General features: G+C 49.6%; 21 protein-coding genes and 1 riboswitch. Of the genes, 8 read left to right on the top strand and 13 right to left on the bottom strand.

The window, feature by feature from the left end; genetic code table 11:
- Positions 1-80: 80 nt before the first annotated feature.
- Positions 81-992 (bottom strand): tetratricopeptide repeat protein, encoded by a 912-nt coding sequence (locus ON05_RS15810; RefSeq protein ID WP_010475493.1) that lies wholly within the window; start codon positions 990-992, stop codon positions 81-83.
- Between the two features lie 557 nt (positions 993-1,549).
- Here ON05_RS15810 and ON05_RS15805 point away from each other — a divergent pair.
- The 6 genes from ON05_RS15805 (at position 1,550) to ON05_RS15780 (ending at position 8,443) form a co-directional block, all read left to right on the top strand.
- Positions 1,550-2,680, top strand: coding sequence for a beta-ketoacyl-ACP synthase III (locus ON05_RS15805; RefSeq protein ID WP_010475492.1), 1,131 nt, complete (start codon positions 1,550-1,552; stop codon positions 2,678-2,680).
- A gap of 4 nt (positions 2,681-2,684) precedes the next feature.
- Complete coding sequence (locus tag ON05_RS15800) at positions 2,685-3,386, top strand: iron-containing redox enzyme family protein (RefSeq protein ID WP_262561850.1); 702 nt, start codon at positions 2,685-2,687, stop codon at positions 3,384-3,386.
- The gene (locus ON05_RS15795; RefSeq protein WP_010475490.1) at positions 3,386-4,270 is read left to right on the top strand and encodes a DUF6999 family protein; all 885 of its coding nucleotides are present in this window, start codon (positions 3,386-3,388) and stop codon (positions 4,268-4,270) included. The genes ON05_RS15800 and ON05_RS15795 overlap by 1 nt, the downstream gene beginning before the upstream one ends.
- Positions 4,271-4,323: 53 nt before the next feature.
- Positions 4,324-6,756 (top strand): serine/threonine-protein kinase, encoded by a 2,433-nt coding sequence (locus tag ON05_RS15790; protein WP_010475489.1) that lies wholly within the window; start codon positions 4,324-4,326, stop codon positions 6,754-6,756.
- 2 nt (positions 6,757-6,758) lie between these two features.
- Positions 6,759-7,895 carry an anhydro-N-acetylmuramic acid kinase gene (locus ON05_RS15785; protein WP_010475488.1) on the top strand — a complete coding sequence of 379 codons (1,137 nt, stop codon included), beginning with the start codon at positions 6,759-6,761 and terminating at the stop codon, positions 7,893-7,895.
- A gap of 62 nt (positions 7,896-7,957) precedes the next feature.
- Positions 7,958-8,443, top strand: coding sequence for a hypothetical protein (locus tag ON05_RS15780; protein ID WP_010475487.1), 486 nt, complete (start codon positions 7,958-7,960; stop codon positions 8,441-8,443).
- Between the two features lie 7 nt (positions 8,444-8,450).
- Here the strand turns inward: ON05_RS15780 and ON05_RS15775 are convergent, their stop codons facing one another.
- The 9 genes from ON05_RS15775 to ON05_RS15735 form a co-directional block, all read right to left on the bottom strand.
- On the bottom strand, positions 8,451-9,227 hold the full coding sequence (locus ON05_RS15775; protein WP_010475486.1) for an ABC transporter ATP-binding protein: 777 nt from the start codon (positions 9,225-9,227) through the stop codon (positions 8,451-8,453).
- Between the two features lie 9 nt (positions 9,228-9,236).
- Complete coding sequence (locus ON05_RS15770) at positions 9,237-10,082, bottom strand: ABC transporter permease (RefSeq protein ID WP_010475485.1); 846 nt, start codon at positions 10,080-10,082, stop codon at positions 9,237-9,239.
- 68 nt (positions 10,083-10,150) lie between these two features.
- Positions 10,151-11,179: an ABC transporter substrate-binding protein gene (locus tag ON05_RS15765; protein ID WP_010475484.1), complete on the bottom strand. Its 1,029-nt coding sequence runs from the start codon at positions 11,177-11,179 to the stop codon at positions 10,151-10,153.
- Between the two features lie 27 nt (positions 11,180-11,206).
- Positions 11,207-11,905 (bottom strand): hydrogenase nickel incorporation protein HypB, encoded by a 699-nt coding sequence (hypB, locus tag ON05_RS15760; RefSeq protein ID WP_010475482.1) that lies wholly within the window; start codon positions 11,903-11,905, stop codon positions 11,207-11,209.
- The gene (hypA, locus tag ON05_RS15755; RefSeq protein WP_029315303.1) at positions 11,889-12,269 is read right to left on the bottom strand and encodes a hydrogenase maturation nickel metallochaperone HypA; all 381 of its coding nucleotides are present in this window, start codon (positions 12,267-12,269) and stop codon (positions 11,889-11,891) included. The genes hypB and hypA overlap by 17 nt, the downstream gene beginning before the upstream one ends.
- A gap of 3 nt (positions 12,270-12,272) precedes the next feature.
- Positions 12,273-13,469, bottom strand: coding sequence for an agmatinase family protein (locus ON05_RS15750; protein ID WP_010475478.1), 1,197 nt, complete (start codon positions 13,467-13,469; stop codon positions 12,273-12,275).
- Positions 13,470-13,617: 148 nt separating this feature from the next.
- Positions 13,618-13,754, bottom strand: a riboswitch (guanidine-I (ykkC/yxkD leader).
- A gap of 157 nt (positions 13,755-13,911) precedes the next feature.
- Complete coding sequence (locus tag ON05_RS15745) at positions 13,912-15,426, bottom strand: hypothetical protein (RefSeq protein ID WP_139025878.1); 1,515 nt, start codon at positions 15,424-15,426, stop codon at positions 13,912-13,914.
- 128 nt (positions 15,427-15,554) lie between these two features.
- Positions 15,555-15,743, bottom strand: a complete 189-nt coding sequence (locus tag ON05_RS15740) for a hypothetical protein (RefSeq protein WP_010475474.1) — start codon at positions 15,741-15,743, stop codon at positions 15,555-15,557.
- A 389-nt stretch (positions 15,744-16,132) separates the two neighbouring features.
- Positions 16,133-17,899 carry a DUF389 domain-containing protein gene (locus ON05_RS15735; RefSeq protein ID WP_010475472.1) on the bottom strand — a complete coding sequence of 589 codons (1,767 nt, stop codon included), beginning with the start codon at positions 17,897-17,899 and terminating at the stop codon, positions 16,133-16,135.
- A gap of 202 nt (positions 17,900-18,101) precedes the next feature.
- Here ON05_RS15735 and ON05_RS15730 point away from each other — a divergent pair, with 202 nt between their 5' ends.
- Entirely contained in the window at positions 18,102-18,986 is an 885-nt protein-coding gene (locus tag ON05_RS15730) for a DMT family transporter (RefSeq protein WP_010475467.1), read from the top strand.
- Between the two features lie 125 nt (positions 18,987-19,111).
- On the opposite strand, the gene ON05_RS15725 is transcribed toward ON05_RS15730, so the two are convergent.
- The 3 genes from ON05_RS15725 to ON05_RS15715 all read right to left on the bottom strand — a co-directional run bounded on the left by ON05_RS15725 (position 19,112) and on the right by ON05_RS15715 (position 21,188).
- Positions 19,112-19,612: a photosystem I assembly protein Ycf3 gene (locus ON05_RS15725; RefSeq protein ID WP_012163272.1), complete on the bottom strand. Its 501-nt coding sequence runs from the start codon at positions 19,610-19,612 to the stop codon at positions 19,112-19,114.
- A gap of 156 nt (positions 19,613-19,768) precedes the next feature.
- Positions 19,769-20,506: a CPBP family intramembrane glutamic endopeptidase gene (locus ON05_RS15720; protein ID WP_010475464.1), complete on the bottom strand. Its 738-nt coding sequence runs from the start codon at positions 20,504-20,506 to the stop codon at positions 19,769-19,771.
- Between the two features lie 133 nt (positions 20,507-20,639).
- Positions 20,640-21,188: a hypothetical protein gene (locus ON05_RS15715; protein WP_010475463.1), complete on the bottom strand. Its 549-nt coding sequence runs from the start codon at positions 21,186-21,188 to the stop codon at positions 20,640-20,642.
- A gap of 708 nt (positions 21,189-21,896) precedes the next feature.
- Here ON05_RS15715 and ON05_RS15710 point away from each other — a divergent pair.
- Complete coding sequence (locus tag ON05_RS15710; RefSeq protein ID WP_010475461.1) at positions 21,897-22,388, top strand: hypothetical protein; 492 nt, start codon at positions 21,897-21,899, stop codon at positions 22,386-22,388.
- The last annotated feature ends 9 nt before the right edge of the window (positions 22,389-22,397 follow it).

The raw sequence follows: 22,397 nt of genomic DNA, 5'->3' as shown, positions 1-22,397 counted from the left end.
GAATGATGACTATCTGGGTAAAGTCATTGGATTGACTGAAACGTCCATGAACGTTTTATAAGAATCCTGAGAACTGACACTTAAATCGAAATCAGCTTTTGAAAAGTGGGGTGTTGATGCAAAACCTGTAAGTCAGGATCTGTACTAGCCAATTCACGAATGGCCTCTGGATTGAGGTGAATGGCTTGTTCAAGACTGAATATAGCTTGATCTAACTGTTGACAATGGGCATGGCAGCAGGCTTGGTTGTACCAAACTTGATCATCCTTGGCATTGAGTTTGATCGCTTGATCATGGGCGGTAATGGCGTCTTCATATTGCTGCAGTTGGAGGAGTGCTAATCCCTTGGCAGCCCATACTTCGGAACCTTTGGTGTCTATTGATAGGGCTTTATCAAAGGATTTTAGGGCTTGGGCATAGTTGTGACATTGATTAAAGGCTAAGCCGCGCCGGAACCAGGCTTGATGAAGGGTGGTATCTAGATTGAGGGCTTGATCGTAACTTGCGATCGCATCTTCGAACTGCCCTAACCAGGACAGAGCAATCCCCCGGTCATACCAAATCAACGCTCGATCGGGATCTTTCTTGAGTGCTTCCTCGTAACTATCGATGGCTTCTTCGTAGCGATCGAGCTGAGCGAGTAATGTGCCATAGAAATACCAATCTTGAGAAGGGACGCTGCCAAAATGAAGCGCCTGCTCATAGCTATTGACAGCTTCTTCGTATAGACCCAATTGACAATAGGCTAAAGACTGATTGTGCCAACTGTCTAAATGGTTTGGGCGATGGGCCAAGGCCTTATCGAAGCTACGAATGGCTTCTTGATACCGCTTTAGTTCAACTTGGACGCACCCTCGCCCAAACCACACATCGTTATTATCTGTTCCATGGGCGATCGCCTGATCATACTCGGCTAAACGCGCTTCTAGGCTTTCAGACGGTGTGGCATGGTTAGGCGGCTGAGGCTGACGAAATAATCTTTGAAAAAACACCACTGCAAAACTTACATCTCGAAAGAGGACGTGACACTATTGCTGAAAAAGCGATGGCCTACTGCAACTCAATGCAGACTCCCCCGACCGCTGAGACCGCAAGCTAAACTTGCTACTTGTGTGCTAGGACACGACTAAGACAAACTATTGTTGGCGATAGCCTGGATATCAAATCTCCATCAACACCGATGACTGTAGTGTGCCCATTTCGATGTCAAACTTATAGGTCTCAATCGTTAAATCTATTAACAAGTATGGATTTGGCCGTTTATCAGAGGATTTAATCGCATGCCTATGTTTCACCATCTTTTGACAATACAACAGCCGATGAAGCTGCAAATGTAGCGAGGCGTACTAATGACTGACCTCAAGTCTGGTAGAGGCGTTATTTAAGAGTTGTGATTTCCTTTTTGCCAATCAATATTAGGCTTTCGATCAATGTAGGCAACTCTTTGGCCCTAGTCAACCCGAGACGAGCTATGATTCGGCAGTAGATGCTGCGATAGCATCGAATATAGACAGGTCGCCCGTTACTGACCACTGAGTCAGCTTTGCCTATGTCTCCTGGTCAAGACGTTTACATTACTGGAGTCGGCAAATTTTTGCCCGGAGAGGCAGTTGCCAATGGGGATATGGCGGCATACATCGGCCATATTAGTCAGCGTAGCTCCACCCTAGGATCCGCCATTCTGCGCAAAAATGGGATTAAGCATCGCTATTATGCCCTCAATATGGAAGGGGGCTATCGATATACCAACGCAGCGATGGCAGCGAATGCCATTCACGACGCCCTCAAGCAGGCCCGTTGCCAGCCCGAGCAGGTGGATTTGCTGGCCACTAGTACGACCCAAGGGGATTATCTGGTGCCAGGATTTGCCAGTGCAGTCCATGGTGAATTGGGCATTCCACCCTTAGCCATTTTTTCCTTTCAGAGTGTTTGTGCTAGTAGCCTGATGGCGGTCAAAAATGCCTGGCTCAATGTCAAAGTGGGGGAGTCTCAGCTAGCCGTTGCGAGTGGCAGCGAATTTGCCAGCCGTTGGTTTCGTCCTTCGGTTTATCGGCCTTTTTACGACGAAGCGGCTAGACCGGATCCGCAAATTGAGTTTTTGCGGTGGACCCTGTCGGATGGGGCAGGAGCCGTGGTGCTAGAGCCCGGCCCTAAACCTGATGGCGTCTCTTTGCGGATTGATTGGATTCAGTTTAAGTCCTTTGCCGATCGCTTTCCGCCCTGTATGTATGCGGGAGCCAAAAGCAATACTGGGGCTGAGGACCAGGGATGGGGCTTATATGAGTCTCCTCAGGCTGCCTATGAAGCCGGTGCCATTGCCCTCAAGCAAGATTTTGAGATTCTCTATGCCATGTTCCCGGTTTGGGTGGGCTACTATCTAGAGCTGCTAGAAAAGTACGATCTCGATCCCAACGCCATCGATTATTTTTTACCTCACTACTCTTCCCACTCTTTAGGCGAAGAAATGAAGCGGCTGCTGCGCCGCACAGGAGCCATGATTGCAGAAGAGAAATGGTGCAATAACCTAGAACGCTATGGCAATACCGGGACGGCCTCCATCTTTATCATGCTAGAGGAGCTGGTCCAAAAACATCCACTGCAGGCTGGACAGCGGATCCTCTGCTTTGTGCCCGAGAGCGGGCGCTGTATTGCTGCCTTTATGCATTTAACCGTGGTGTAATCCCATGCAAACCCAACCCCGACTTCAAAGTAACGTAACCCAGGCCCAGCGGGTGCTACGCCAGCTCACTATAGTGTGGGCAGATTTCGAGAGTCGATTATTAACAGTACCGATTGTTGCTCGGGCGATGCAGCAGCAGCTCCGGTTGGCGGATTATCTGACTTTAATTAGCGACCATTACCAGCAAGTGGTGGAAGGGAGCGGTTGGATTAGTCGAGCAGCCTCTTCAATTACAGCTCCTTACTTAGATCAGCGCTCCGTCTTTATCCGCCATGCGGCCACGGAACATCTTGACTATCAAATGTTGGAGAAAAGCTATCTGGCTTCTGGGGCCCAAAAAGAAGCGTTGATCAGCGCCCGTAAAAATATTGGCTCGGAAGCGTTGTCGGCCTGGATGTATCAGCGGGCTTCGCAGCCTAACCCCTTCGATTTATTAGGGGCCATGTTTATTATTGAGGGTTTAGGCAAGCGGTTCGCCCAAACTTTTGCCAATGCCTTAGACGAGAATCCTTTAATCACGGATCCTGATCAGCTGGAGTTTTATCGCTACCATGCGGCCCATGACGAAGATCATCTCCAGGAACTGGAAGACCTGCTGTCTAGCTCAATTTTGGATATAACAGGAATGGATGAGGCGATTGTCCGCACCGCCAAAGTTACGGCTCGGCTATACCTCCTCCAGCTAGAAGAACTAGGACAGTATTGATGAGTTGGCAGACCGAGTTTGATCAACAAATCGTTAATATTAAAGACCCCAATCCTTGGTTGGCCCTTTATATCGATGCGAGTCTGCCCCTCCATGATGAATCGAAGCGAGCTTTGCTCAGGGGACATAATAGCCGTTCACGCCGAATCTTTTTACCCCTAGTGCGCCCCTTTGCCAAATTGATGATTGTGGTGGTGAAGCTGCTGCGGATTGTGATTCCTGAATGGTTAAGCTCATCGAGGCTGTTGCATCAGCTGATCTATTGGGGATTGAAGTATTTTGTGACGCCCGATAGTAACTATCTAATTTTGCGGCACTTTGTGATTGGGACGGAGATTCTAAAATTTATTGCGGATAATGCTGGGGTTGAGATCACGTCTACCCAATCTTTACGTCCCACCTGTCTAGAAGATTTAAAAGACAATACCTTTCTGATTCATGACTTGAATATTTACAACTTTATTATTGAGCTGAATCAAAAGCTGAAGGCGGAGAATCGAACCTTAGAAGCACCGCAACGGCTTAATTTTGACGCCATTACGGATGGAGAGTTTGAGATTAATCCTGGACGCCAAGGCTGGCTGAATTTTGTGGATTTGCAGTCTGCCATTGAGGTATATACGCCAGTTTATGCCTTATTTCTGTCGGATCATGATTTCTGGCGGGCCACCAATTCATTGCAGTTAGATGAAACCATCGCTATTTACATCAGCAAATTGTTACAAGATCCCCTGGCTTTAGGATTAGTGAACAACCGTCATCCCTGTATCCCGCTGATTACCCTCCATGCTGGCTTTCGGCTGATGCTCCACGGTATGGATGCTGAAATTTTGCATGGCTATTTACGGCAACAAAAGCGAATGCAGGTTACCCTAGCGGCATGAGGATTCAGGGTTTGTCTTGCTTGTTGAAGGGAATACAGCAGATCACAGAATAAATGGTAGGACTTGTTAATGGCCGATATCAGATTCTCAAAGCTTTAAATGAGGGTGGATTCGGTAAAACCTTCTTAGCTGAAGATGTGCAGATGCCATCCCGGCGATTTTGTGTGATTAAACAGCTCAAACCTGTACTCAATAATGATCGGGTGCAGAAAATTGTGCTGGAACGATTTCAGCGGGAAGCGGCCATCTTGGAACGGATTGGCCAAGGGCATCCGCAAATTCCGGACCTCTTTGCTTACTTTGAAGAAGAGGGGCAGTTCAATTTGGTACAGGAATGGATTGAAGGCCAGACCCTGACCGAAATTGTCACGGCCCAAGGTTCCCTGAATGAAGCAGAGGTGATCAAACTGCTTTATCAGATTTTGAATGTGCTCAATTACATTCATGGTCACAACATTATTCATCGCGATATTAAACCCGACAATATTATTGTTCGTAATGCTGACCAGCAGCCGTGTCTGATTGACTTTGGGGCCGTTAAGGAAGTAATGGCGACCCAAATAAATGCCCAGGGCCAGCCCAGCCGCTCGATTGTGATTGGTACTCTCGGTTTTATGCCCCGAGAGCAGGCAGCAGGGCGACCAACGTTTGCCAGCGATTTATATAGCTTGGGGTTAACGGCGATTTATTTGCTGACAGGCAAGTTTCCCGATCAGTTTGAGACCGATAGTGCCACGGGGCGTTTGCAGTGGAAACAAGATTGTGAACATCTCAGCCCTCCCTTTCGAAGCTTGCTCGATCAACTGGTGAAGCCCCATCCGAAGCACCGATTTGCCACCGTTGCAGCCATGCGAACGGCATTACAGTCTGTGGCCCAAGCCAGTACGGTCTTGTCCCATCCCTCGGCGGAGGATGAGGTTGTGCCTGCCAGTTCTGAGCCTGCTGCCACGGAACCAGGGATATCAACTGCTCGCCAGCCCACATCGAAGATCCAGAAGCCTAAGTGGCAGTGGATTGGTTTAGGAGTAGGGGGAGCTGCGATCGCATCCGCAAGTCTCTTTTTTCTCTTTCGTCCCCAATGGCATTATTTTTGGGGGCAACAGGCAGCCCAATCAGGCAACTGGCAGTCGGCCACTGAAAATTTTGAACAGGCATTAGAACTCAAAGCGGACTATACGGAAGCGGCTCTGAAGTTGGGGGAGACCTATGCCGAAATTGGCAAATATCCGGACGCCATTACCCAGTTCGATACGTTATTAGAACAGCAGCCGAAAACGGCAGCAGCCTTTCGCGAGCGAGGTGCAATTCGCTTTGCCATTGGAGAATACCAAGCTGCGATCTCAGACTATAACGAAGCCCTAACCCTTGACCCTAAAGATGCGGAAACCTATAACCATCGGGGAGATGCCCAGGTGGAACTGGGTAAGTATGAAAAGGCCATTGCCGATTATCGGAAAGCGATCCGGTTGCAGCCCAACCAGGCCCAAGGCTATCTCAATTTAGGGTCTGTATTTTTTGTCCAGGGAAAGCTAGAAGCGGCGGTCAAAGAGCTAGATAAGGCCATCCAAGCCGAGTCGAATCATTTGTCAGCCCATGTCAATCGAGGGAGCTATCGTTCGGCTCTGGGGGACTCAGATGGGGCAGAACAAGACTGGGAACGGGCTCTGGAACTGCCCGTGCGCACGGCGAAAGAATATACAAGTCGGGGCTATGCCAAATCTAGACTGGACCGAAAACAAGATGCGATCGCAGACTACAATCAGGCCCTGACTATTAACCCCCAGCTCACCCGTGCCCATACCAATCTGGGCGGGGTCTTCTATGAGCAGGGAGAAATCGAGCAGGCCCGTAAATCCTTTGATCAGGCGCTCCAGAGTAATCCCAACTCGACCAGTGCCTATCTGCTCAGGGGGGAACTGCGGGCTTATCAAGGCCAGCAGGCGGATTTTGAAGGCGCTCTTCAAGATTATGATCGGGCGATTGCCATTAACCCCAAGGATCCCTTTGTCCTCAACAATCGCTGTGGGGCTTTATTTTCCCTGAATGAACTGCAGCGTGCCCTGGCAGACTGCAACAAAGGTTTGGAAATTAATCCTAGCAGTGCTGCTTTGTATACGGTGCGCGGCAATATTTATTTGCGGTTGAAGCAGTATGAAAAAGCGATCCAAGACTATGGACGTACGATCCAAATTAATGACACCCGCAAGAGTGAGGTGCGTAGTCAAGCGGCCTATTCTAACCGTGCTAGCGCTAGAATCCAGCTCAAAGATTTGGATGGAGCCTTAAAGGATCTCAATGATGCCCTGCGGATTAAGCCAGATGCGGCTGAAGATTACTATAAGCGGGGCTTACTCTATTCCGTGCAAAACAAGCGACAAGACGCCATTACCGATCTAAAGAAAGCGGCTGATCTGTATGCCAAGCAAGGCCGCACCGATGATTACAACAACGTACTGAGTGTTTTACGTTCTTTGGGAGAAGGGTAACCATGTATGTGATTGGCTTGATGAGTGGGACCTCCGTGGATGGGATTGATGCCGCCCTGGTGAATATTTCTGGCCGAGAACTGGATTTACAGGTCGATTTGATTGCATCGCAAACCTATCCCTATCCCGATGCCCTCCGAAATCAAATTCTCGCGGTCTGTGGGGGAGAGCCCCTCAGTATCGAGGCATTGGCGGGATTGGATGATGCGATCGCAATGCAATTTGCTCGAGCGGCCCAGTCGATTCAGGCCGAGGGGGCTGCAGCTGATCTGATTGGCTCCCACGGTCAAACCGTTTTTCATCGGCCTCCCCAGGGCAACCTAGGCTATACCCTCCAAATTGGTCGCGGTGCTGTGATTGCCCACCAAACGGGCATCAATACTGTCAGCAATTTTCGGGTAGCGGATATGGCGGCAGGGGGGCAGGGTGCTCCCTTGGTCTCCAAATTGGATATTTGTTTGCTCAGCCATCCTGAGTTCTATCGCTGTGTGCAAAATATTGGCGGGATTGGCAATGTCACCTACCTACCGCCTTTAACTGATGCGAGCCAATTGGGCGTTGGCGTCAAAGGTTGGGACACCGGCCCCGGCAATGTCTTAATGGATTTGGCCGTGGCGCACTTTTCTCAGGGCGAACTCACCTACGATGCCGACGGAGCCTGGGCGGCTCAAGGCAGTCCTTGTCAGCCGTTGATTGAAGAATGGCTGAAGCATCCTTTTTTCCAAGCGCCACCCCCTAAGTCCACAGGACGGGAGTTATTTAGTCCCGATTATTTACAGACCTGTTTGCAAACGGCAGCGCCTTATCAGCTTAGTCCAGCAGATATGCTGGCGACGCTGACAGACTTTACTGCTGCCACTATTGTCTACAACTATGACCAGTTTTTACCCCATCCGCCCGATCAGGTCGTCCTTTGTGGAGGTGGGAGTCGCAATGGTTATTTACGGCAGTGTTTGCAGCAGCGCTTAGGCGGTAGCACTGTCTTAACGACGGATAATTTGGGGTTGAATTCTGATGCGAAGGAAGCGATCGCATTTGCCGTATTGGCCTATTGGCGACAGCTGCAAATTCCTGGCAACGTGCCGACGGTGACTGGTGCCGCTGGCCCGGTTCTCCTGGGAGAATTACACCTTGTTTGATCCAGAGGCTTGACCCCGTGGGCATCCTAAGGGAAGGACAAAGACTCACCTACATTAACGAAATGCCAGACAATAGGGGCACTGCGACCCATACCTTTTTATTGGATGCGGGCCGATGGACTTTTAAAGGGACTTGGATGGAACGGAACCAAGACCCCGTTGCCATTCATGGTCGCACCCTCGTGGCTTGGAACTGTGACAGCTGGTTTACCATGGCAACCAAGCTGTTGTTCCCGGAAGAATCAGCGGTAGCTCGTCAAGGCACTTCAGAAATTATCATGCAATATCGGGGCCGTTTAGGCAGTAACGACCAGCGGTATACCTATGTCCTTAAACATAGCCAATTGGGCCAAGTGGAAGGGGAAGGCTGGATTGGCCCCGAGTCCATTGTTCAGCGGTTTTGGGTTTTAGGCGATCGCGATCGCCGCAGCGGCTTTGAGACGCTTCATCGCATTGCTGAGAATAGCTATCGCTTATCGAGCGGCATGATGAGCGAGCATTATCTTCTGAATACGATGGAAGCCACCCTAGAGCGGCAGCCAGGATAGCGGCGCTTTACTCTATGACTGGATTCAGGTCTGGAGTTTCCCGCAACAGATCCATGATTTCATCTCGATAGTCTTGAAACAGGGACTGACGTTTGATCGTGTAGGTCCGCTCTGCGGGTAAGTTAACCACGATCTCTCGTTGGACCGAACCAGGGCGAGCCGTGAGCACATAAATGCGCTGTGACAGGAAAATAGCTTCTTCCACGTCATGGGTAATCATTAAAATGCTGGTGCCGGTTCGTCGCCATAAATCGAGCAAAAATTGCTGCATCGTTTCTTTCGTTTGCACATCCAATGCCCCGAACGGCTCGTCCATCAGTAATACTTTGGGTTGTGAAGCCAGGGCGCGGGCAATGGCAACCCGCTGTTTCATCCCTCCTGACAATTCTCGGGGATATGCATCGGCAAACTGAGACAATCCCACCACGTCTAGATACTCAGCGACTCGCTGAGTACGCAAAGGCTTGGCAACCCCTTGGAGTTTTAAGCCAAATCCCACATTTTTGGCGACGGTCAGCCAGGGATAAAGGGTATAGCTTTGAAAGACCATGCCGCGATCGGCCCCCGGACCAATGACTGGCTGTCCGTCGACGGTGATTTTGCCTGAAGTCGCGGTGTCTAGCCCGGCCACCATGCGCAGGAGTGTGGTTTTGCCAGATCCTGAGGCTCCCACCGCACAAACAAACTCCCCCGTCTCCACATGCAGATTAATATCTTTCAGCACGAGCAGCTTCCCTTGACGGGTCGAGAAATGCTTATACAGATGGGAAACTTCTAAGTGCATGGTGGTTCGTTAGTCAATGGCCCAAGGGCAGGAAAAGCGGAGTAGCCAGCGGAACAATAAATCAATAAAAAATCCAATCAGTCCCAGCACAATGAGGCAGGCAAAAATATCATCAGTCCTAAAGAATTTTTCAGCCAGTTCAATGCGTTTTCCTAAGCCTTCGTTGGCAGCAATTAATTCGGCAACCACCACTAAATTCCAAGAGGCGGCCATATTGACCCGAAAGGCATCCAAAATATTGGGAATCACATAGGGGGTAATCACCTGAAAGAGCACTTGGTGACGTCTTCCGCCTAGGGTATAGGTTGTTTCCAGCAACTCTTTGGGGATAAACTTGACGGCGTCCATAATCATCAAGATGTTGAAGAACACCGTCCCGATGAAAATAAGCGTAATTTTAGGGAGTTCTTCTATCCCTAAATAGATCAACAGCAATGGGATAAAAGCAGGTGCTGGCATATAGCGAACAATGCCAATAATCGGTTCTAATAGAGACCGAATACTGGTAAACGTTCCCATAGCAACGCCAATCGGAGCAGAAATGAGGGCTGCGAGAAAAAAGCCAATACCAACCCTAAAACAGCTCATCAACGTATCTTTGACCAAAAAGCCATCCGAGTGCAGATCGACTAAGGCCTGCCCCACCTTGATAGGAGAAGGTAAAAAGTCAGGATTCACAACTCCGGTACTGGAAACTCCCCACCACAGCCCCAAGGGCAGAGCGATGGAAATTGCTGTTAACGCCCACTTAAGATTGGCTGGAATATCCTCAGCAATGCGCCAGAAAGTAGTTGGCTTTAGGCCACCCGACTGATGGTGGGGTTGTGGTGGGGGAGCTGATCCATTAGAGGTCATAAGCGCTCAGGGGACACATCAATAATCTAGTATTTCTGGGGCTGACCAGCCCCAGAAATAGAGAGATACTATGCTTGCTTTTCTTTGTATGCCCTTACAAATTGATCATCCAGCACTTTGGTTAAGTCAGGTGCCTCCTCAATGAAACCGACATCCACCATAAACTTGGCCATTCGTTTGGCGGCAAACGGCATATGCTTCATGCCTTCCCCATCCGAGAAGGCTTCAAGATTATCTTCGAGGCTAAAGAAGCGTGTTCCTTCTTTGAATTGTTGCATTTCTTCCAAGGAGACCCCGGCTCGCTTGGCCATGATTTCATCGGCTTTTTGGGGATTCTCATCCATGAAGGCTAGGATATCAAACCAGGTATCGACCAAGGCCTGCACTTGATCGGGGCGATTATCCACTAAATCTTGGGTTACCACGAGTAAGTCTGGAATGGCCCCTGGAAATTCTTTGGACGAAATCAGCTCTTTACTGCCTTCCCGCTTTAACGCTGTTGCCCAGAATGGTGGGAACGCGCCGACAGCATCGGCTTTGCCTGCGACGAAAGCCGTCACGGCTTTACCTGTTTCCAAGCCGACGATCTCCACATCGTCCCGCTTCATGCCGTTTTCTTCCAGGGCCAAGGTCAACAAAAAGTCATCCACTACCCCTTCTTCAACGGCCACTTTCTTGCCCTTTAAGTCTTGAATGCTATTAATCTCGGCAGTAACGATAATCTTGTCGTTTCCGGCGGAGTTGTCATTAACTAAAACCGCGACCTCACCTTTGGTGGCACTGCCCGCAAAAGAAATTGTGTCGTTGAGGGTTTGACAATTTCCATCCAATTGGCCCGCTGCCAAGGCTTCCATCGAAGTGGTGTAATTATCAAACCATTTGAGCTTGACATTAGCGTTATTTTTTTCAAATAGCCCTTCTTGTTCGGCAATGGCCCAGGGCCACCAGCCTGCCCAGTTACTGTAACCAATCACGACTGGCTCTCCAGCACCAGCCGAAGAATCAGTCGTTGTCTCGGGGGAGGAGCTACAGCTGATGGTCAGCAGTAAGCTGCAGAGAAAAACCAAACATAAGGATAAAAAATTGCGTCGCTTCATAGATATCTTTTACCTGCTTACAAACAACTAGTGACTACCGACTGCAGTCCGACTCGGTTGGGCGACCTGTTGACGCACCCACTCAAACCATTCAGCAAGCCCTGTCCCTGTTTGGGCAGACACTGGCAAAATCGTGGCATGGGGATTGAGCTGACGGACATTTTGGACAATCTGCTCAATGTCAATATTTAGATAAGGAACTAAATCTATCTTGGTCACCAACAGACAATCGGCTGCTTGAAACATCACTGGATATTTCAGCGGCTTATCTTCCCCCTCTGTCACGCTGAGTAGGGCAACTTTGGCATGTTCCCCTACTTCAAATTCTGCCGGACATACAAGATTTCCGACATTTTCTACTAGCACTAAATCCAGTTCTCTAGGATTGGTGCAATGCTCCAATTGGTGGATACCGCCCGCGACCATCTTGGCATCCAGATGGCAGGACCGCCCCGTGTTAATTGCCACCACGGGGACATCGTAAGCTCGCAAGCGATCAGCATCCAGTTCGGTGGTCATGTCCCCTTCGATGACGGCCAGATTGACGTCTGGGCTGAGAGCTGCCAGGGTTTTCTCTAACAGCACTGTTTTGCCTGCGCCTGGACTGCTCATGACGTTAAAGCAGGTCACTCCCCATTCGTTAAAGTGAGCCTGGTTGTGATCGGCCCCTTCTTGATTGGCATGTAAGAGGTTAATGCCGAGGGCGGCGTCAACAGTTTGGTGCATAGGTTTGGGCTGAATCAGAACAATATTCGATATGGTCAATTTTGAGCTCGCGGCCGGACCGGATGTCTTCCATGGGGACTCCACACGTGGGACAGGCATATTGCAAGCCCATTTCAGGAGAATATTCCTGCTGACAGGGGTGGCAAAAGGCGATTAAAGGCGTCTCTCGAATCACCAGCTCTGTCCCCGCTAGGAAGGTGTCTCGGGTTTGGACTTCATAGGCAAACTGCAAGCTGACAGGTTCCACACAGGTAAACCGACCCACGACCAAATGAATTTTGGTGATTTGTGGATCTTCAGGCTGGGAATCGTACCAGTCCTTGACCGTCATGATTAGGGCTTTGGTCATGTCTGTTTCATGCATGACCTAAACCCACTCAGAACCAACGTCCATATTGGCTTCAGGATGAATATAGTCTGGTGCTTGTTGCCGAGGAAGTTGTCCCGACAGCACAAGATGGGCCATGGTATCGCAAATGACCCGAGTGGCCATCAGCGAGGTCATATCGCTGATGTCGTAAGGGGGTGACACTTCAACGATTTCCAAGCCGCAGACGGGGGCTTTTTGAATAATCTTGCCCAGCATATAGAGGGCTTCTCGGGGCATCAGACCGCCGGGTTCTGGCCAGCCCGTACCGGGGACAAACCCGGCATCAATACAGTCAATATCAAAGCTGATATAAACGCAGTCTGTGCCGTCTAAGGCTCGTTCTAAGGCGAAGTCAACGGCAGCATCTAGACCAATTTCGGTAATATCTGTGACGGTCAAAATATTCGTGGCTCGCTCTCGGCAGACCTTGACCCCTTGTCGAGGCACTTGCCAACCGCCAATGCCTAATTGCACTAGGTTTTTAGCCGGAGCATTGATCATATTGGTGGCATGAAACCAAGGGCAGGTATGCATGCGCTCGTCGAGGTCCGTTTCTTGGGTATCCACATGGCGATCGAAATGGATAATACCGACTTTCTTATCGCCTAGATGGCGACAGACGCCGCGAACGGTGGGGAAGCCAATGGAGTGATCGCCCCCTAAGATAATGGGGAAGGCGCCAGAACTGAAGATATGGGCGACCCCTTTGGAAATTTGGTCAAAGGATTTCTCATTGTTGGCGGGGATGGTGAAGATATCACCCACATCGCAGAGAGTGATCTGCTCTCGTAAATCGATACCCAGCTCGAAATTGTAGGGGGTATACAGGGCTGAAATCCGACGAATACCCTGGGGGCCGAAGCGGGTGCCGGGACGATAAGTGGTGCCGGAGTCATGGGGAACGCCTACTACAGCAATATCGTATTCGCCGACTTTACGCACATCTTCTAGGTAAGGCGCTTTGAGGAAGGTGTTGATGCCCGCATAGTGGGGCAGCTCGCCTCGCGAAAAGGTGGGGATGCTCCGATCGCGAATACTAGCCGCCGCTTCTAACCCCAGTTCTAATCCTCGGTCAACTTCTTGTTGCCAGCCCGTGAGGGGCAATTGTGCTTCTTTCTCTAAAGCACGATTAGCCTCAGTGGACGAAAAATTAGGATCAGAATTGGGAGGACCAAAGGTCGAGTTTTCAGCCATAATATCGGAAAATTTAGGGTTTTTACTTCGTCACGTTAATTTCTTTCTTCATGTTGTTTCTCAGCCATTTTAGAGGAAGATGAGACGTGTCCATTTAAAATACAAAACCCGCGGAGCCAATCATTACCGAATGTACGGTGAACGTTGATTCTCCCGGGCTTTTGTCCCTCCGTGTCACTAGCTACATGTCTGTGGGTAATAGATATGTAAAAAGCTAGCTGTTTCTCTTGGACCAGTCATTTAAGGCGAAATTGCTCTCAAATCGGAACCCTAGAAACAAGTATTTTTTTGAAGAATTATGACTTATTGATTAATGGGGTCTCTATACAAGAAATATCAAGTCTAGATATGAATAATTGTATTTTAGGATACAAAAAAGTGACATCCGGAAAGTGAGGGGCTTAACAAATAAGAATTATCCGACTTAAGAAGAGATTAATTCTTAGTTAAACAGGCGATAACGGTCTCGGCTCCACTGATTTCCTTGGCGACGTAATCGCACCAATTGATTCCAGCCCCCGATCCAAATATCACCCTTCTGATCGACGAAGAGGTCTCGCATATAGCCTAATGCTGAGAGGTCAATGAACGTGGGGTCGGCTTGACCTTTCGTCTGAACATACAATCCTGAGGTGTAGTGCAAGAAGTAGGTGTGCTGTTGATCGGTTGCGATCGCAGATCCCTTACCGGCAACATGGGGCATGGCTTGAAAGGTTTGGGTCTGATCATTGAAGCGGAAAAAGCCCTGGTTAAAGTCCACCACCCACAGTTGCCCCTTGGCATCTTCATAGAACGAACGTGGGTCGTTACCGGGATAGGCGTCAGACTGGAGTGAAAAGCGCTGCTGATCCCGCCAGATGGCCTTAAGGAAGTCGATGCGCCATTGCTCTCCATTCTGGAGATAGATCAGGTCATAGCCTTGTCCTGATCCCCATTGGGGATCGGTGGCGACAAAGCGATTCTGTTTGGCATCAAACTGCCAAAGCTGGCCGTCATGGCGGGCGAGTAAGGTTTTTTGAGGACCTTGGACGAGCTGAAAACCGCTTTCAGTGGATTGAGGGCTGTAGCGATAGAGTTTCCAGTGGGTACCGTCAAAACGCAACAGGCGATGTTGACAGCCCACCCATAGCGCATTGGACCAGACCATCAGGGATGTGCAGAGCTTCTCCGCTCGGGTTGCGGTTGCCGTCTGGGATTGTGGATCCCAAAAGACAATCCCGCCCTGAGTGGCTGTGACCATCTGATTCTGAAATTCGGCAATTTTGTAGATTTGGTTGAGTTCAGAGTTAACGGACGGTTGGTTCGTCAAGAAAGCAGGGTGCTGGCAGTGGGACTCATAGCGGTTTAGATACTGCATGGCCTGGGTAACGGCTTGCGGTCGCAAATTCCGTTTCGCCATCGAAAATTGGTTTAACACCTGCTGTGGCTCTAGGTAGATCGAGCACCAAGAGCGGGAAAAGTCGTTCTGTCCCTGGACAATGGCGCGAACAAACTGCACCGTAAAATCATCGGGTAAGGCATAGGCCGCTTGACTGATCAGTTGAAGAGGACGGGCTTTCCACAGATCTTCAGTCGCCGTTTTAGATAAAGAAGACAGTTCAAAATAATCATCCATGGCCAGCAGATAGCCTAGGACAAAGCGGTCGGTAGGCCGCAAATGGTGAAGTTGGATCTCTTGTAGGGTCAGTCCTTGGGCTTGGGCTAAACCGGCTAGGAAACGATAGCCATTTCGTTGGCCGTTAAAATTCCAGCCTAGGGCATTAATGACCGCTGCTTTTTGGTCTGTGGGGGCATCGCTTAACAGGAACGTTAAGACCTGACCCTCGGCAACTTTCGTGCGTTGAGCTAACTGGACTTCCGGCATCTCTTGATAGGCCGTTGCCAGATCAGTGGAGGTTAAGGGACTATCGGCTTGAGCCTGTTGAAGCGGCCATAGCAGCACTAGTCCCAGGCTCAAGGCTAAATATCGTCCAACTTTTTTCGATCTTTGTGATCTAGATTGTTGACAAATCTTAACTGACATGTCATATCACTCTAACGTTACTCGCATATGACCTGAATGCGACGCGCAGAGTAAAAAAGGGGTTACAGGCTACTTAAAAGCTTGGTTAATTCGTAAATCCAACCGTAGTAGTCATCTGCCAGAGTTTGGCGGTCCTGATGAATTTGAGTTTTGATTAAAGTCACCAATTCTTGGGCGCGATCGCAATCATGCGGCTGAATTTTAGACCAATCTGGATTATGTGCAAATCGTTCTGCTAGAACAACAGACATGACTCATTTCCCCCTACGGTGTGATTCAGGATTGACACCCAACTGTGACTATCTCTGCGGGATCGTTGCACAGGGTTGCCATCCAGCATGTCAGCAATATCCCCTGCGAGCAGTGACTATAGCGGCTTGTATTTGTGATCTGGATCACGTATCTCTAGTCTTATCATTCCCAAACTCAGGCTATTTATTTCATCGATTGAAGAAAAAATGAGCCAAGCTTAGATAGGCTTGAATCTAGAGTGATGAAGTTGGGATATCAACAATTTTTCAACTATACCGTCTTTTTTGAGCATGCTTTAGGTTGTTAAGACGCCTTAATTCCCTTGTCCAAAGAGTTATGGCAATAGTAATTAAGCCCTGGATGGTTCTATCTGCACCCGAAGAAACTATTACTTCAGGTTAATTTTGAGCAGAACCGTCGGACGCTCTCCCCGTTTTAAGATGGGACCAGATCGGCTCTGGATGCGCTGAGGATTGATGCCCCAAGTTTTCGTCAAGACTGTTTGGACCGCTTTGATCCGATTCTCGTTCATCACGGGGTTCTCCAAGGTTTCGGCTCGCGCCACAATGTCCACGGACAAATTGGGCTGCTGTTGCAGAATGGTGCCCACCTGCTTCAAGGTTTGTTGACTTGCGGGGGAAATCGCTGACAGATCCAATTCAAAATTTAAGGGGGTAGGAAACGTCGGGACTCGCTCCAAAATGACTTGAGTCATGGGTGATTGGAGGCGATTGCGTAGATCTTCTCGCAGTAAGGTTTGGGCATCTTTGCCGATGTCACGATCGCTCAGATAGATAATTTTGAGAGTGAGGGGATTAATGGCACTGGTGCTAACTTCGTGGCGAAGGGGGAGAGCAGGTGTCGGTAATACCATCGTGCCCAAAGCTTTATCGACGGTTTGCAGCAAATTGACTTGAGCCTGAGAGACACTGATGGGTGGGGTATCTGGCGTAATGGGCTCGGGGGCTACCGGGTCATCGGCGAGCCGAGCCAGCAGCTCATTGGACGCCGTTAAAATCTCAATCAACTGAAGATCCAGAGAATTAACAGGTCGGTTTAATTGGCGAGCCAGGGTCTCCCTAAACTGCTGCCGATCGTCCAGGGTATAAGGCTCGCTAGTAAAGACCGTTAACTGAACGGTGAGTTTGTCCTCGATAGCGGCGGTATTCAATTGGCTGATATAGGACCGAGGTTCTCCGGTGGCCGTATTGGCAAAATTGCGCTGCCAGATCGTGGTCGCCAATCGGCGTAGAGCATTGTCTTCCTGTTTTTGGGCTAACTCTGTCTGCAAGCGTAAAAAAGCCTGATTGAGGGGAATGAGTAAGGCCAGAATAGGCAGCAAAATCACCACGAGACGGCTGGGTAAACTGCCGATTTTCTGGAGCTGATTGGTAACGGGCAGTCGCGTCAATAAATTTTGCACCCACCGACTTTCGGGATCTTCTTCATGCCATTCGATGGCTTGAGATTTGACTTCGGGCATACCGATATTGAGGGCCAAAAACACCAACATGGACATTAAGGTGATGGCGGCCAAATTGGTTAAAAACAGTAACCCACCCCCCCGGGCAATTTGAAACCCACTAATGCCAACGACATCAGAGCTGAGGCGAATGCCTATACCGTAGCCGACCACGCAGAGGGGCGGCATCAGGGCCACTGCGATGGCCACTCCGGGAATAGAGGTGACAACCCCTTTGGGTTCTTTGGCTGTGGCAATCGACCCTAGCGCCCCGGAGAATAGGGCAATAAAGAGATCGAGGGCATTGGGCTGTGTCCGAGCGGCAATTTCGGGCGTCAATTCCTTAAAAGGGATAGGGGCAATAATGAGGATGGCAAAGACAATGGCTGCTAGACAGCTCACAGCTAAATTAACGATCGCTCGAGTGCCTAAGACCAAATCACCGACGGCAAAGGCTAAGCCATTAGCCAAAATGCCGCCCATAAGGGGGGAAATCAGCATCGCCCCAATAATGACGGCTGGACTATTTAAGACCAGCCCGAGAGTGGCAATGCCAGCCGAGAACAGCACCTGCAGCCAGTAACTGATATCCCCTAAGCTGACGGAATCCAGGAGGCTGTGATAGATTTCTGCTTTACGGCGAGGACTGATCTCTAAATGATCGGCTAGCCAGTTACGAAGGTGTATTGCCACAAATCACTCCCCAGGACATACCATTGTTAAGCCTAAGCCCTTGTTGCGCCAAAATAGATTCGCAAGAGCATAATATTTGCCAGTCTTCCCAGTTTGATGCTTAAACATACCTGAAATGCCAATATGAGCCTCCATACCCCGATGAGCCATGACCCGCTAAGATGACGAGCCTTCAAATCAGCCATTCCATCGCGTCGACACCATGATCGGAGAAATTGCCGCTGTCAGTGCAGCGTTCCTATGGGCCGTGGCTTCGATGATTTATGCTACCTTAGGCCGGCGAGCCCCTGCCCTGGCCTTGAATCTAGGCAAAGGGGTGATCGCGATTGCCCTCTTGGGAATGACTATTGTTGTCCAGAGACTGGATGCGCCAGCTTTGGCCGGAAGAAGCAGCCTGTTGTTGCTTCTCAGTGGGGCGATTGGGATTGGGTTTGGCGATACGGTGTATCTGGAAGCCTTACGGTATTTGGGGGCTAGGCGAACGCTGCTACTCGGCACCCTAGCGCCTCCCCTATCCGCCTGTCTAGCTCTGTGGTTTTTGCGGGAGCAGCTCTCTCCGTTTGCCTGGGTGGGGATTGCCGTCACCATTATGGGCATTGTCTGGGTGATTAGTGAGCGGGCTGCTGAAACCCATGCGGTGAAACATCAAGGTCTGGGTTTGTTCTATGCCGTCTTAGCATCTTTGGCTCAGGCCATTGGTGCGATTTTATCGCGGACGGCTTTAGACAATACAACCGTGAGTCCTCAATGGGGCGCTTTGTTGCGGTTGGCGGCTGGTGTGGTGGTGGTGGTGGTGTGGGGAGTGGTGCGGCGGCAGCTTCAGACCTGGTGGCAAGCCATGAATACTACCGATCTGCTGCTCCGACTTTTGGCGGCCTCGTTTGCGGGGACCTATTTGGGGATTTGGCTGCAGCAGCTCTCCCTCAAGTACACGGTAACCGGGATTTCTCAAACCTTGAATGCCACGAGTCCTTTATTTGTCTTGCCTATGGCCGTGCTGATGGGAGAGCGCATTAGTTCCCGGGCATGGCTGGGGGCCTTTGTGGCGGTGATTGGGGTCGGACTATTATTGGCCCTGACTGGATAAGCATTTCGATATATATTGCAAGTCCCCCTAGAAATTTCTAGGGGAACGATAACGGATGCTTGTCTTTGGAGGTCAGGGTGAGGAAAAGAGGAAAGCGGTTTAAAGGACTGACCTCTTTCCTAGGGCTAGCCGACGCCGACGCGTCCCGTGGTCTTCAGCCAGTTTTGCACTTCACTATAGTTGTTAGGGGCAATTTTAATAGCCCGCTTCCAGAAGTCGGCCGCTAGGTCAAAAAAGCGTTCGGCTTCATCCAATTCAGCGGCTTCTTCTGCCTGTTCGCCCTTGTAATGGAGGATGACCCCAGTGTTATACAACGCTTGGACTAAATTTGGATTTAACTCTAACGATTGATGGTAGTAATCCAAGGCTTTTTCATGATCGCCGTTATTGGCAAAGATCAAGCCCATATTGTAGAGGATGTAACTTTTGTCAAAGGGATCTTCTTCTAAAGCCAGTGCTTCGGTATAGTTACCCAGTGCTTTTGCATAGTTGCCATCTACCTGAGCAGCCATCCCGGACCGATAGTATTTGAAAGCATCTTTGGACTTTTGATCCGTAGGAATCACTTTCATGACGACATCGGACATTGCTGAAAAAGCTTTATCTATAAAATTGTCGCTAGGCATAATGACTTCAACCGTTGTAAGACGTAAATCAGGCGTACGTGAATATCGCGTTATTAAAGCGTTTGTATTTTAGTTTAGCAGTAGTCTTTGGGATGAATCGAGTCCCGTCTAGTCCCTGAGAAAAGCTTGATACGACGGGACTCTCGAGCCCTGATGCTAAGGCTGTTGCAGGCTAGTGATCAAAAGGGCTAACAAATTGTTGAGACAATGCATGGAGAGAGGCACAAACAAAGATTGGCTTTTCCAGCGGGCCACCCCAAACAGCAGGCCAAAGCAAACGATTTGGCAGATGATGAGAGGGCCATACTGCACATGTAAAATGGCCCAGCCCACCGCTGTAATCAAAACGGCACCGACTGGCCCGAGTCGAGACCTTTGCAGCCCCTGAAAGAGAAACCCTCGAAAGAGCAGTTCCTCAAACACAGGGGCAATTCCCACAATGGCAATGTAGAGCAGCATAGGGAATTGAGCGGTTTGATAGATCTCGGCAGTAAAGGTTTCTTGATATTCCAAGGCCCTTAGGACTGATTCGGACAGCACCATCAGGGCCAGTAAGAGTCCATGCCAGATCAACCAGTCGGTCCAGCGGGGTTTGTGCAGGGCAAGGTACTGCTTAACGGTGAAGGCCGGACGGATTTTCAACAGGGCGACAATCAGGCCGCTAGCCACAATCCCTGAAATTAGGGTAGCTAAGGATAGGGCCAAGCCATTGGTTTCGATGGCCGCTAGAGCGATATCTGGGGTGAGGTTAGGGTCTGTCGCCAACTGTAAAATGACGAAGAAGAGTGCGATCGCAGTACTGATACTGAAAAAAACGACCAAAACCAAGATCGTTAATCCTACGGTTTCTCGGGCATTCCAAGGTTGAGTAGGAGCAGAATTCGACGGTTTCACAAGCGCTTTTTGCCAGAAAGCATCGTCCTCACTTTAGCGCGGTGGACGTTGCTGAGCTGGAGGTGATCGCCCAGGAGGTCTGATGGAGTGCAGCAGAGGACTAGCCCTGGGCGATCTGATATAGCAACTGTCATTAAGCCGCTTGGGGCTGGTCCACGGGAGCAGCAGGCTGCTCTTCTGGATGGAGGCTATACCAAGCAGTTTGCGTCCAAACTTGATAGTCGTCGCTGTTTTCAGTGGGCGTGACTTTGAGGCGATAAGGAGCAGCAATGGCAATGCTGTCATTATCTTGGGAATGAATCCAGCTGGCGACCCAATGGGCCATCTCTACAATCTCTTCCGGTAGTACCGTGAGGTTGAGGCTCCAGGATGCGTTGAGGCTTAAGCCCGTTTTCTTATGAACGCTCTTGGTATTGGTGACAACACCACTGGGGGGATTAATGTTCACCCGCAGGGTTAAGGGGCGATCCGGGAAGAGGGCATCAGGAGCGGTGTGGGCCTGAACGCTGAGATAGTTAAAGCGTTGGTGATCATCGACCCAAGATGCGATCGCAGCGAGAGACGGGCTAAAAATGAGGGAGTTGTCTTTGGTAACAGACACGTCCCGTTTCATAGCCGTTGCAAACTGGGCGTAGAAGGTTTCTCGAAGTTGAACCAGGATTTGTTTGGCTTCTGGAGTCATGGGGTGTACCCTCCTCAAAAGATAGAGAATGAAACGGATGTAAGCAGAATTACAGCGGACTTACTGTTGTCGATACCACCTGACTGAAGGTTAAATCCACGAAGAATCTAACTCACAAGGTTATATTCTTCTTTTGCCCATCTCTATGCTGTAACGTACATCAAGTCTTCTGATGATCCGGATCACAAGGGCAATCCATTCTGAATCAAGCGGTTCTCAAAGCGGCAATCTGCCTGATGACAAGCGGATTTCCTCGCAGATGAGCTGCTATAAAATAGGCCAAAATTTGAGTTTACAACCTGATACATTTGGCTGGCCCTTCCGCTTTTTAATGGGGCGTTGAAGCGAGGACAAAAAGTAGAACAACCGTATATATACGGAAGTCTCATCAGATTTTTGTATCCCTCACAGGTTCTGCTCATCTGGTCTCGATAGACTCAGTGTATCCACCATTGTGAGGTCTATGAAGAAACTGTCACAGTATAGATAAGCAATTACACGGAGTTGACTGCGCTATCGATTCTCTTCCCTTATCCAGACTCTCAGATTTTATTTAGCAACCAAAAAATGAGGGATAAAAAGACGCAGATTAAGAGTGATTTTGATCACACATATGATTGATTTAAAGCACGGTTTAGACACAACAAGATCACGGTTTTTCCTAGGTTTTTAACTGAAGATTAAACAAGTGGTAGTGAGACTTTAAAAATGAAAAGATTTCTCCAAGCTTCAATCCTCTCTGGTTCTCTGAAAACTGTATTGGCGGTCAGCAGTGCCTTGGTATTAGGAAGCACTGGTATCGCGGTTGCAGAACCTACAAATATCGCGGCCTCCGGTCCCGCAGCGCCCCTTGCTGATGGCACGTATCTTTATGGCGATACGGATCAAGCCAATCAAATCGGCCAAGGCTATGTTGTGTTTAAGAAGCAGGGCCAGAACGTCACGGGAGCATTTTTCTATCCCCAATCCGAGTTCAGTTGTTTTACGGGCACGGCTAAGAATCAGCGCTTGGACGTGTTGTCCTTGGGGGCACCCCATGAAAATGCCCTAGAAGTTGAAGTCCCCCTGACTAAAATGCATCATATTCAATCCGTGGGTGACACCGAACAGAACAGTCTGAGCATGTGTCAGCAGGAAGTAGCGGCCTACCAAAAACAGCAGCAAATTGCGGCCCCTGTGACCCAATGGACGACCCCTTAAGAGAGTGAG

This window comes from Acaryochloris sp. CCMEE 5410 (assembly GCF_000238775.2).
Lineage (GTDB): Bacteria > Cyanobacteriota > Cyanobacteriia > Thermosynechococcales > Thermosynechococcaceae > Acaryochloris.
Note: the sequence above shows the minus strand (reverse complement) of the source record. Positions and strands in the feature narration are given on the sequence as shown.

Bases quoted from the DNA above. Each gene is read 5' to 3' on its own strand.
- ON05_RS15805 (WP_010475492.1), top strand. From the start codon at position 1,550: ATGTCTCCTGGTCAAGACGTTTACATTACTGGAGTCGGCAAATTTTTG.
- ON05_RS15800 (WP_262561850.1), top strand. From the start codon at position 2,685: ATGCAAACCCAACCCCGACTTCAAAGTAACGTAACCCAGGCCCAGCGG.
- ON05_RS15795 (WP_010475490.1), top strand. From the start codon at position 3,386: ATGAGTTGGCAGACCGAGTTTGATCAACAAATCGTTAATATTAAAGAC.
- ON05_RS15790 (WP_010475489.1), top strand. From the start codon at position 4,324: ATGGTAGGACTTGTTAATGGCCGATATCAGATTCTCAAAGCTTTAAAT.
- ON05_RS15785 (WP_010475488.1), top strand. From the start codon at position 6,759: ATGTATGTGATTGGCTTGATGAGTGGGACCTCCGTGGATGGGATTGAT.
- ON05_RS15780 (WP_010475487.1), top strand. From the start codon at position 7,958: ATGCCAGACAATAGGGGCACTGCGACCCATACCTTTTTATTGGATGCG.
- ON05_RS15775 (WP_010475486.1), bottom strand. From the start codon at position 9,227: ATGCACTTAGAAGTTTCCCATCTGTATAAGCATTTCTCGACCCGTCAA.
- ON05_RS15770 (WP_010475485.1), bottom strand. From the start codon at position 10,082: ATGACCTCTAATGGATCAGCTCCCCCACCACAACCCCACCATCAGTCG.
- ON05_RS15765 (WP_010475484.1), bottom strand. From the start codon at position 11,179: ATGAAGCGACGCAATTTTTTATCCTTATGTTTGGTTTTTCTCTGCAGC.
- hypB (WP_010475482.1), bottom strand. From the start codon at position 11,905: ATGCACCAAACTGTTGACGCCGCCCTCGGCATTAACCTCTTACATGCC.
- hypA (WP_029315303.1), bottom strand. From the start codon at position 12,269: ATGCATGAAACAGACATGACCAAAGCCCTAATCATGACGGTCAAGGAC.
- ON05_RS15750 (WP_010475478.1), bottom strand. From the start codon at position 13,469: ATGGCTGAAAACTCGACCTTTGGTCCTCCCAATTCTGATCCTAATTTT.
- ON05_RS15740 (WP_010475474.1), bottom strand. From the start codon at position 15,743: ATGTCTGTTGTTCTAGCAGAACGATTTGCACATAATCCAGATTGGTCT.
- ON05_RS15730 (WP_010475467.1), top strand. From the start codon at position 18,102: ATGATCGGAGAAATTGCCGCTGTCAGTGCAGCGTTCCTATGGGCCGTG.
- ON05_RS15725 (WP_012163272.1), bottom strand. From the start codon at position 19,612: ATGCCTAGCGACAATTTTATAGATAAAGCTTTTTCAGCAATGTCCGAT.
- ON05_RS15715 (WP_010475463.1), bottom strand. From the start codon at position 21,188: ATGACTCCAGAAGCCAAACAAATCCTGGTTCAACTTCGAGAAACCTTC.
- ON05_RS15710 (WP_010475461.1), top strand. From the start codon at position 21,897: ATGAAAAGATTTCTCCAAGCTTCAATCCTCTCTGGTTCTCTGAAAACT.